We start from the raw sequence: 9,909 nt of genomic DNA, 5'->3' as shown, positions 1-9,909 counted from the left end.
TTCAGCTCGATCAGCCGTTGGTCGATCTGGACGCTGCCACCGCCACGCTGGAGCAGGCCGTGGCCCTCAACCCCTGGGTGGGCGAGCCGCAGATGGTGCTGGCCCAGCTCTATCTGAGCGCTGGCCGCAGCGCCGATGCCGCTCGGGCCGCCGAGAGCGCGTTGCAGTGCTTTTGCACCTGGGGCAATGCCTGGGACAAGCGCGTGCAGTGGGATGCCTGGATTGCCTGGACGCGTATCTTGCTGCAGTCGGCCCGGCAGGACAGCTGGCCTGCACGGCTGGACAAGCTCAACAACATGGCGCTGAATCAGGTCTGAGCTGGATCTGAAATTGATAGCTGCCAGCGCTTGATAGATAAGCTCTGCAGGCTGTTTTGAGCATGAAAAAAGCCCCAAGGCCTTGCGCCTGGGGCTTTGTGTTGGCAAGCAGCCGTGCTTACTTGGTGCCGAAGATACGGTCGCCCGCATCACCCAGGCCGGGCAGGATGTAGCCATGGCTGTCCAGCTCGCGGTCCACGGCGGCGGTGTAGATGTCCACATCGGGGTGGGCGGCCTGCATGGTCTTCACGCCTTCGGGGGCGGCCAGCAGGCACATGAACTTGATGGACTTGGGCGCGCTCTTGTCCTTGAGCTGCTGCACGGCCGCCACGGCCGAGTTGCCGGTGGCCAGCATGGGGTCGACCACGATCACGTCGCGCTCGCCCATGTTTTCGGGCATCTTGTAGTAGTACTCGACGGGCTTGAGGGTCTCGGGGTCGCGGAACAGGCCGATGTGACCGATGCGCGCACCGGGCACCACGTTGAGCATGCCGTCCAGGAAGCCGTTGCCGGCACGCAGAATAGACACCAGCGCCAGCTTCTTGCCGTCGATGACCTTGCCCATGGTCTTTTCCATGGGGGTTTCGATCTCGACATCCTGCAGCGGGAAGTCGCGCGTCAGCTCATAGGCCATCAGCGTGGACAGCTCGCCCAGCATGCGGCGAAAGCTGTTGGTCGATGCTTCCTTGCGGCGCATCAGTGTCAGTTTGTGCTGGACCAGGGGGTGGTCGATCAAATGCAAAGTGCTCATGTTCTTGGTCTTTGTGGTGAAGGCAGGCAGGCCCGCTTGTGGCGGGCTCGTGCTTGCAAAATTGAGATCAGGCGGATGCGGGCCGGGCCGCAACGGACGCTATTTTCGCTGTCACTCGGACAGCAGGCTGGCAAAACGCTCTAAATCCACATTGCCGCCACTGATCACAATGCCCACGCGCTTGCCCTTGAGCGGCAAACCGCCGTGGATGGCGGCTGCCAGAGACAGCGATCCCGTGGGCTCGACCACGATTTTCATGCGCTCGGCATAAAAGCGCATGGCCTGGACCAATTGCTCGTCGTTGACGGTAAGAACCTCGTTCACTCGCTGCTGGATGATGGCAAAGGTCAGATCGCCCGGCGCCTGGGTCTGAGCACCGTCGGCAATGGTGCGCGGCGTAGCTATTTTGACGATATGGCCGGCGCGCAGCGACTGCTGCACATCGTTACCGGCTTCGGGCTCGACGCCGATCACCTTGCATTGCGGAGCCAGGGCGTTGGCGGCCAGCAGACTGCCGGAGAGCAGACCGCCGCCGCCCAGGCAGACAAACAGATAGTCCAGATCCGGTACTTCCTCCAACAGCTCCTTGACGGCCGTGCCCTGGCCGGCAATCACGTCGCGGTGGTTGTAGGGCGGGATCAGTGTCATACCGCGCTCGGTCGCCAGCTTGTCGGCGATGGCTTCGCGGTCTTCGGTGAAGCGGTTGTAGGTGACGACCTGGGCGCCATAGCCGCGCGTGGCCGCCATCTTGGAGGCCGGTGCATCCTCGGGCATGACGATCAGGGCAGGCATGTCCAGCAACTGCGCTGCCTGGGCAATGGCCTGGGCATGGTTGCCTGAGGAAAAAGCCAGGGCACCGCCCTTGCGCTGCTCGGGTGTGAACTGTGCCAGAGCGTTGTAGGCACCGCGAAACTTGAAAGCACCTATGCGCTGCAGGTTCTCGCACTTGAAGAACAGGCGCGCGCCCAGCTGTTCGTCCATGGTGCGGCTGGTCAGTACCGGCGTGCGGTGGGCTACGCCCTGCAGGCGCTGGGCAGCGGCCACGACATCGTCGTAAGTGGGCAGGGGGGCGGTGTTTGTGCTCATGGCAAGACAGGCTGAGGTGGTGACTGATCCATGATAGCGGGGCATGGTCCACTTCAACCCGAATTGCTGCGTTGCTGCTCATCGACACGTTGATGGTGTGCTGCAGCGCATCGAAAAGATAGGCAAACAAGAGCAGGGATAGCATGTGGCCCTTTTTTGAAAAGGGCTGGTTGCTATCTAATTAGGAGCGATTGTCCGCTTGGGGCAGCGCCGGCGCAAACGCCTGCAGCGGCTCCAGCGGGGGGAAGTCGCCGGCGCGCTTGGCCTGCATGGCACTCACGGCCTCCATGACGTGCCGGTTGCTCCAGATGCCGCTCTGCACCCAGCCCATTTGCTGCAGCGAGTCGCTCACGCTGTGGTCGCGCGCGTAATTGATCACCTGCTTGCTGCCCCAGATGGCCACGGGCGGCTTGGCCGCAATTTCGCGCGCGCATGCGAGAGCTGCTGTGACGGTGGCTTCGGGCGTGTCGTAGACGGCGTTGACCAGACCGTGGCTGGCGGCCTCCTGGGCAGTCATGCGTCGGCCGGTGTAGGCCAGCTCCTTGACGATGCCAAGCGGCATCAGTTTGGGCAGGCGCTGCAGGCTGCCCAGGTCGGCGGTCATGCCGATATTGATCTCCTGCACGCAGAAAAAGGACTCGGCGCTGGCATAGCGTATGCAGGCCGTGGCCACCAGATCCAGCCCACCACCCACGCAGGCGCCCTGGATGGCGCAGATCACGGGCATGCGCAGGGCTTCGATCTTGTTGAAGGTGGACTGCAACTGGGCCAGGGTGTCGATGATGGCGGCGCGGCCCTCGGGCGTGCGGTCATTGGGCGCAAAGGCAGGGTCGGCAAAGGTCTCGAGTGCCATGCCGGCGCAAAAATGCTTGCCCGTGCTGCTGATTACCAGCGCGCGCGACTGGCCGCTGCGCTGCAGCGTATCCAGCACCAGGTCCAGCTCCTGCCAGAACCTGGGATTCAGGGTGTTGAAGGCATCGGGGCGGTTGAGCACCAGATGGGCAATATGGTCGACCAGGTCCAGGCGAAAGCTGCTCAGACCGGCGGTCAGCAAGGTGTCGTCAGAGGTATGGGGCATGCCGGCATGGTGTCTTGCTGCATAGGCCGCGCCAGTCACACTTGCGACTGCAGACAGAAAAACCGGTCTGGGTCAAACCTGCGGTGTCAGCCGTTCCTTCCTGGGTGCAATGGAGGGAACGGCGGAGAAGCTGGTGAAGAGACGGATGCTGTGTTCCAGCAACTTCAACCAGGATCAGGCAGTCAGGGCCGGCGCTCTGTCCGCAGCCTGGACCTTGAATACGGCCACCATGCCGGTGAGGCGCTGGGCCTGGTCGCTCAGCGAGACGGCGGCAGCCGTGGATTCCTCGACCAGGGCGGCATTCTGCTGCGTCATTTGATCCAGATTGGTCACGGCCTGGTTGACCTGGCTGATGCCGTCATGCTGCTCCATGGCCGAGGCACTGATCTCGCCAATCATGTCCGAGACCTTGCCGACGCTGCTGACGATCTCTTCCATCACGCGGCCTGCCTGGGAGACCTGGTCGGCGCCTTCCTGGGCGGCGTCCACGGAGGTGGTGATGAGCGCCTTGATCTCCTTGGCGGCCTCGGCACTGCGGTGGGCCAGGGCGCGCACCTCGCCGGCGACCACGGCAAAGCCTCGGCCTTGCTCGCCGGCGCGCGCGGCTTCGACAGCCGCGTTGAGGGCCAGGATATTGGTCTGGAAGGCGATGGAGTCGATCACGCCGATGATGTCGGAGATGCGGTGCGCGCTGTCGCTGATGCGTCCCATGCTGCTGACCACGGACTGCACCACATGGCCGCCACGCTGGGCCACCTGTGCGGCATTGCCTGCCAGATGGTTGGCCTGGCGCGCGGTGTCCGAGGCCTGGGCGACGGTGGCGGTCAGCTGCTCCATGCTGGCTGCGGTTTCCTCAAGATTGGCGGCGGTCTGCTCGGTGCGTGCGGACAGATCGTGGTTGCCGGTGGCGATTTCGGCCGAGGCGGTGCTGATGGAGTGCACGCTGGTGCGTACATCGGCCACCAGGCTGCGCAGTTGGGCGGCCATGGTCGAGACGGAGCTCAGCAGGCGGCCGAACTCGTCATGGCGGTCGTTGCCGGCGGTGACCGTGAGATCGCCCTGTGCAATGGCCTGGGTCAGCTCCACGGCTTCGTTCAGAGGCTGGGTGATGGAGCGGGTGAGGGCCAGCGCCAGGCCCAGAGCGGCCGTCAGCACCAGGGCCTGAACCACCCAGGACAGCCAGATCGCTTTTTGCTGATCTTGCTGCAACTGAAGGCTGGCGGCGTCGCGCTGCTGCTCCTGCAGCTTCACAAAGTCCTGCAGCGAATCGGCGTAGCGGCCAATGGCACCCAGATATTGCTGGCGGATGAAGTCGCGCATGGCTTCGATATCGCCGGTCAGCTTGATCTCGCGCGCCTGCTTGTTCAGCGCCAGAACCTCGGCACGCACGGCTGCGATCTTCTGCAGGGCGGCCTTGTCGGCATCGCTTTGAGCCAGTTTGATGACCTGTGCCTGCAGTGCCCCATTGACGGCCACGCCTTCGCTGACACGCTCGTCCATGCGCTGGGTCAGCGCCTCGTCGGTGGTCATATTGCTGGTGAGCACGCGCTCGCCCGTGGTCTCGGTCGCACCTTTCCACTGCAGGGCGAGGTTGATGCGATTGTCATAGTCGGCCAGGGTCTGCATGCCGGTCTGCAGGGCCTGGGTGGACGAGTGCTGGTTCCAGAGCGAGACGGCCAGCATCATGGTCAGAAGCCCGCCCAAAGTGCACCACAGCTTGGTGGAGACACGCCATTGATTGAATTGCATTGGCTGAAAATATTGCAAAAGCACTGCCTGGCCGGAGCGAACTGGTGGTCTGCGGCAAGACCGGGCAGCGTGGTTAGCGTAGAGAAAGAAGCGGCTGTGCAGGCACAGCACCGTTCCAGGAGACTGGCGGCAGGCACCAGGAGCTGGATTTATTATGTATCGACATAATGAGTGCGGCCTTGAGGATTTTCTCTGCTGCGGCCATGAAAAAGGCCTGCTGAAGCAGGCCTTGGGAGCGGGGCGTGGTTTAGCGCTCAGCGTTTCTTGTTGCCCAGAATGCCGCCCAGCACGCCGCGCAGGATTTCCTTGCCCAGGCTGTTGCCCACGGTGCGCACCGTGGACTTGGCCATGGTCTGCACCAGGCCGTCGTGCTGGCCGCCGCGCGGGCCGGTGCGACCGAACAGTAGCTCCTTGAGTCCGTCCATCATGGAGTCTGTGGCGCTGGCTTGCTGGGTCGAGCCTGCCGCAGCGGCAGCGGCAGGGGCGTCACCGGGCTTGGCAGGCGTGGCGCTCGCAGTGCGGTCGTGCAATATCTCGAAGGCGGATTCGCGGTCTACGGCCTTCTCGTAGACGCCGGCGACCAGGGAGCCATCGATCAGCGCCTTGCGCTGCTCGGCCGTGATGGGGCCGAGCTGGCTGCCGGGCGGGATCACGAACACGCGCTCGGTCACGCTGGGGCGGCCTTTTTCGTCGAGGAAGCTGACCAGGGCCTCGCCCACGGCCAGCTCGGTGATGGCCGCGGCAATGTCCAGGCCGGGATTGGGGCGCATGGTGGAGGCGGCCGAGGCCACGGCCTTTTGGTCGCGCGGGGTGAAGGCGCGCAAGGCATGCTGCACGCGGTTGCCCAACTGCCCAAGCACGCTGTCGGGAACGTCCAGCGGGTTCTGGGTGACGAAGTACACGCCCACGCCCTTGGAGCGCACCAGGCGCACGACCAGCTCGATGCGCTCGATCAGCACCTTGGGCGCATCGTTGAACAGCAGGTGGGCCTCGTCAAAGAAAAACACCAGCTTGGGCTTCTCGGGGTCGCCGATTTCCGGCAATTGCTCGAACAGCTCGGACAGAAGCCAGAGCAAAAAAGTCGAGTACAGGCGCGGCGCGTTCATCAGCTTGTCCGCCGCCAGCACATTGACCACGCCCATGCCGTTGGCGTCGGTCTGCATCAGATCGTTGATGTCGAGCATGGGCTCGCCAAAGAACTTGTCGCCGCCCTGGCTTTCGATGGTCAGCAGTCCGCGCTGTATGGCTCCCACGCTGGCCGAGCTGATGTTGCCGTACTGGGTGGTGAACTGCTTGGCGTTGTCGCCCACGAAGTTCAGCATGGCGCGCAGATCCTTGAGGTCCAGCAGCAGCATGCCGTTGTCGTCGGCGATCTTGAACACCAGATTGAGCACGCCCATCTGGGTCTCGTTCAGATTCAGCATGCGGCCTATGAGCAGAGGGCCCATGTCCGAGATGGTGGCGCGCACGGGATGGCCCTGCTCGCCGAACACATCCCACAGCGTGGCGGGGCAGGCCAGGGGCTGGGGCAGGTCCAGGCCGCGCTCCTTGAGCGAGGCGGCCAGCTTGTCGCCTATCTTGCCGGCCTGGCTGATACCGCTCAGGTCTCCTTTGACGTCGGCCATGAAGACCGGCACGCCTATCTGCGAGAAGCTTTCGGCCAGTTTTTGCAGCGTGACGGTCTTGCCGGTGCCGGTGGCACCGGTGATCAGGCCATGCCGATTGGCCAGTCCGGGCAGCAGTACACATTCTGTGGCAGAGTGCTGGGCAATCAAAAGGGGTGAAGCCATTTCGGGTTTCCTCTGGGGGGGCATGCAGTCAAAAGTAAAATCGCTCCCGCTAGGTTAAATCAAATATCAAAGGATTCCCTGTGGCAGGACACAGCAAATGGGCCAACATCCAGCACCGCAAGGGTCGTCAGGATGAAAAACGTGGCCGCATCTGGACGCGCATCATTCGTGAAATCATGGTCGCAGCCCGCCAAGGCGGCGGCGATCTGAGCGCCAACCCGCGTCTGCGTCTGGCGGTGGACAAGGCCAAGGCCGCCAATATGCCGGCCGACAATATCAAGCGCAATATCGACAAGGCCACGGGTAACCTCGACGGCGTGACCTACGAGGAAATCCGTTACGAAGGCTATGGCATCGGCGGCGCGGCCATCATTGTGGACACAATGACGGACAATCGCGTACGTACGGTGGCCGATGTTCGCCATGCATTCAGCAAGTACGGTGGCAATATGGGCACCGAAGGCTCGGTGGCCTTCCAGTTCAAGCATGTGGGGCAGATCATGTTCGCCCCCGGCACGGACGAAGAAAAAGTCATGGAGATCGCGCTGGAGGCCGGTGCCGACGATGTGATCACCGATGACGAAGGTGGCATCGAGGTGCTGACGGCCCCCGGCGACTTTGAAGCCGTGCGTGACGCACTGCAGGCCGCCGGCTTTACCGCCGACATGGCCGAGGTGACCATGCGCCCCGAAAATACAATCGCTCTCGAAGGCGATGATGCAGCTCGCATGCAGAAGCTGCTGGACATGATTGAAGACTTGGATGACGTTCAGGACGTCTACCACAACGCAGAACTATGAAAATTCTTGTGATTGGCGGCGGTGGCCGTGAGCACGCTCTGGCGTGGAAGTTGGCCGAATCGCCCAAGGCGACCAAGGTCTATGTGGCTCCCGGTAACGGTGGCACTGCCCTGGCTGGCGGCAAGCTGGAGAACCTCGACATCACCGATGTGAAGGCTCTGCGCGAATGGGCCCAGGCGGAAAAGATTGCCGTGACCGTCGTAGGGCCCGAGGCTCCGCTGGCGGCTGGCGTGGTCGATGAGTTCCGAGCCCACGGACTCAAGGTCTTCGGCCCGACCAAGGCTGCAGCCCAGCTGGAGTCGTCCAAGGCTTTTTCCAAGGACTTCATGGCACGCCACAGCATCCCCACGGCGCAATATGAAACCTTCACCGACCCGGTTGCTGCCCATGCCTATGTGGATCGCCTCGGTGTGCCCATTGTCATCAAGGCCGACGGCCTGGCTGCCGGCAAGGGCGTGGTGGTTGCCATGTCGCTGCAGGAAGCCCACGATGCAGTGGACTTCATGCTGGTGGACAACAAATACGGTGTGCAGCACAACGAAGGCGGTGCACGCGTCGTGATCGAGGAATTCCTCGACGGCGAGGAAGCCAGCTTCATCGTGCTGTGCGACGGCAAGAACGTGCTGGCACTGGCGACCAGCCAGGACCACAAGCGTCTCAAGGATGGCGACCAGGGCCCCAACACCGGCGGCATGGGCGCTTATTCGCCAGCGCCCGTGGTGACCGCCGATGTGCACGCCCGTGCCATGCGCGAAATCATTCTGCCCACCATCCGTGGCATGGAAAAAGACGGTGTGCCCTATACCGGCTTCCTGTACGCAGGTCTGATGATCGACAAGGCAGGTCACCCCAAGACGCTGGAGTTCAACTGCCGCATGGGCGATCCGGAAACCCAGCCCATCATGATGCGTCTCAAGAGCGATCTGGTGGATGTGATGCTGGCAGCCTGCGAAGGCAGGCTCGACCAGCTGGAGCTGCAGTGGGACCGGCGTACCGCATTGGGCGTGGTCATGGCTGCTGCTGGCTACCCCGAAGACCCGCGCAAGGGCGATGTCATCACCGGTCTGCCCGCCGCAGCCGACGATGCCATGGTCTTCCATGCCGGCACCCAGCTGGGCGATGACGGCCAGCCTGTGACCAGCGGTGGTCGCGTGCTCTGCGTGACCGTGTTGGCCGACAGTGTCAAGCAGGCGCAGCAGAAGGTGTATGACGTGGCACGTGGCATCCATTTCGATGGTGCCCAGTATCGTCGCGACATCGGCTTCCGTGCCGTCAAGAAGGCCGACTGATGAACCAGACATCCTCATCTTCTGTGGCTGATCAGCTGCCTGCGGCCGAGGTGCGTGAGTACCTCATGGGTCTGCAGACCCGCATCACCGAGGCGCTGGAAACCATCGAAGGCGAGGGTGGTGCGCGTTTCCTGGCCGACGCCTGGCACAAGGAGCCGGGCGAAAAGCTGCAGGGCAACGGTGTCACGAAGATCATGGAGCGCGGGCGCGTGTTCGAGCGCGCAGGCTGCGGTTTCTCGCATGTGCGCGGGCCGCAGCTGCCGCCCTCGGCCACACAGCATCGGCCCGAACTGGCCGGTGCGCCGTTCGAGGCCATGGGCGTGTCGCTGGTATTTCATCCGCGCAGTCCCTTGGTGCCAACGGTGCACATGAATGTGCGCATGATTTCGGCCGGCCATGAGGGGCAGCCCAAGACCTGCTGGTTTGGCGGCGGCATGGATTTGACGCCGGTCTACGGCTTCGAGGAAGACGCCGTGCATTTCCATCAGATCTGCCGTGATGCGCTGGCGCCATTTGGCGATCAGCTCTATCCGCGCTTCAAGCAATGGTGCGACGAGTACTTCTTCCTCAAGCATCGCAACGAGCAGCGCGGCATTGGCGGTATCTTTTTCGATGATTTCAGCGAACTGGGTCAGCAGCAGAGCTTTGCCATGCTGCGCTCGGTTGGCGATGCCTTTCTGAAGGCCTATCTGCCCATCGTGGAGCGTCGCCGGCATGCGCAGTACACGCAGCAGCAGGTGGATTTCCAGCGCTACCGCCGTGGCCGCTATGTGGAATTCAACCTGGTCTGGGACCGCGGCACGCATTTCGGCCTGCAGTCCGGCGGCCGCACCGAATCCATTCTGCTGTCCATGCCGCCTCATGCGGACTGGAGCTATCAGCGTGAGGATGCCCCCGGTACACCCGAGCGCGATCTGCTCGAGAAATTCCTGATTCGCCGTGACTGGCTCTGAGGCACAGGCGTTCAACAGGCCGGATCCCCTGCTGATCGGGCATAAAGCCCTGTCAGCAGGGAAATTTTTAGAAAACTATAATTTCCATAGCTGGAT

8 protein-coding genes and 1 pseudogene are annotated in these 9,909 nt (G+C 62.9%); 4 read left to right on the top strand and 5 right to left on the bottom strand.

The window, feature by feature from the left end; genetic code table 11:
• A pseudogene (locus AAIL66_RS15555) lies at window positions 1-317 on the top strand (tetratricopeptide repeat protein); the annotation flags it as partial.
• A gap of 118 nt (window positions 318-435) precedes the next feature.
• On the opposite strand, the gene upp reads toward AAIL66_RS15555, so the two are convergent.
• The 5 genes from upp to AAIL66_RS15530 form a co-directional block, all read right to left on the bottom strand.
• On the bottom strand, window positions 436-1,068 hold the full coding sequence (upp, locus tag AAIL66_RS15550; protein ID WP_003062768.1) for a uracil phosphoribosyltransferase: 633 nt from the start codon (window positions 1,066-1,068) through the stop codon (window positions 436-438).
• 111 nt (window positions 1,069-1,179) lie between these two features.
• Window positions 1,180-2,154, bottom strand: a complete 975-nt coding sequence (locus tag AAIL66_RS15545; protein ID WP_034358401.1) for a threo-3-hydroxy-L-aspartate ammonia-lyase — start codon at window positions 2,152-2,154, stop codon at window positions 1,180-1,182.
• A 181-nt stretch (window positions 2,155-2,335) separates the two neighbouring features.
• Window positions 2,336-3,232, bottom strand: coding sequence for an enoyl-CoA hydratase-related protein (locus AAIL66_RS15540; RefSeq protein ID WP_343497146.1), 897 nt, complete (start codon window positions 3,230-3,232; stop codon window positions 2,336-2,338).
• 174 nt (window positions 3,233-3,406) lie between these two features.
• Window positions 3,407-4,981, bottom strand: a complete 1,575-nt coding sequence (locus AAIL66_RS15535; protein WP_034358397.1) for a methyl-accepting chemotaxis protein — start codon at window positions 4,979-4,981, stop codon at window positions 3,407-3,409.
• A 254-nt stretch (window positions 4,982-5,235) separates the two neighbouring features.
• The gene (locus AAIL66_RS15530; RefSeq protein ID WP_034358396.1) at window positions 5,236-6,771 is read right to left on the bottom strand and encodes a helicase HerA-like C-terminal domain-containing protein; all 1,536 of its coding nucleotides are present in this window, start codon (window positions 6,769-6,771) and stop codon (window positions 5,236-5,238) included.
• Between the two features lie 80 nt (window positions 6,772-6,851).
• Between AAIL66_RS15530 and AAIL66_RS15525 the strand changes: the two genes are divergently transcribed.
• From AAIL66_RS15525 to hemF, 3 genes are read left to right on the top strand one after another with little or no spacing between them, the layout of a single operon-like run.
• Window positions 6,852-7,571: a YebC/PmpR family DNA-binding transcriptional regulator gene (locus AAIL66_RS15525; protein ID WP_003053891.1), complete on the top strand. Its 720-nt coding sequence runs from the start codon at window positions 6,852-6,854 to the stop codon at window positions 7,569-7,571.
• Window positions 7,568-8,860, top strand: coding sequence for a phosphoribosylamine--glycine ligase (gene purD / locus AAIL66_RS15520; RefSeq protein WP_343497145.1), 1,293 nt, complete (start codon window positions 7,568-7,570; stop codon window positions 8,858-8,860). The genes AAIL66_RS15525 and purD overlap by 4 nt, the downstream gene beginning before the upstream one ends.
• Complete coding sequence (gene hemF, locus AAIL66_RS15515) at window positions 8,860-9,813, top strand: oxygen-dependent coproporphyrinogen oxidase (RefSeq protein ID WP_343497144.1); 954 nt, start codon at window positions 8,860-8,862, stop codon at window positions 9,811-9,813. Before purD ends, hemF begins: the two co-directional genes overlap by 1 nt.
• The last annotated feature ends 96 nt before the right edge of the window (window positions 9,814-9,909 follow it).

The sequence above is a fragment of the Comamonas sp. F1-6 genome, assembly GCF_039581415.1.
GTDB lineage: Bacteria > Pseudomonadota > Gammaproteobacteria > Burkholderiales > Burkholderiaceae_C > Comamonas > Comamonas thiooxydans.
Note: the sequence above shows the minus strand (reverse complement) of the source record. Positions and strands in the feature narration are given on the sequence as shown.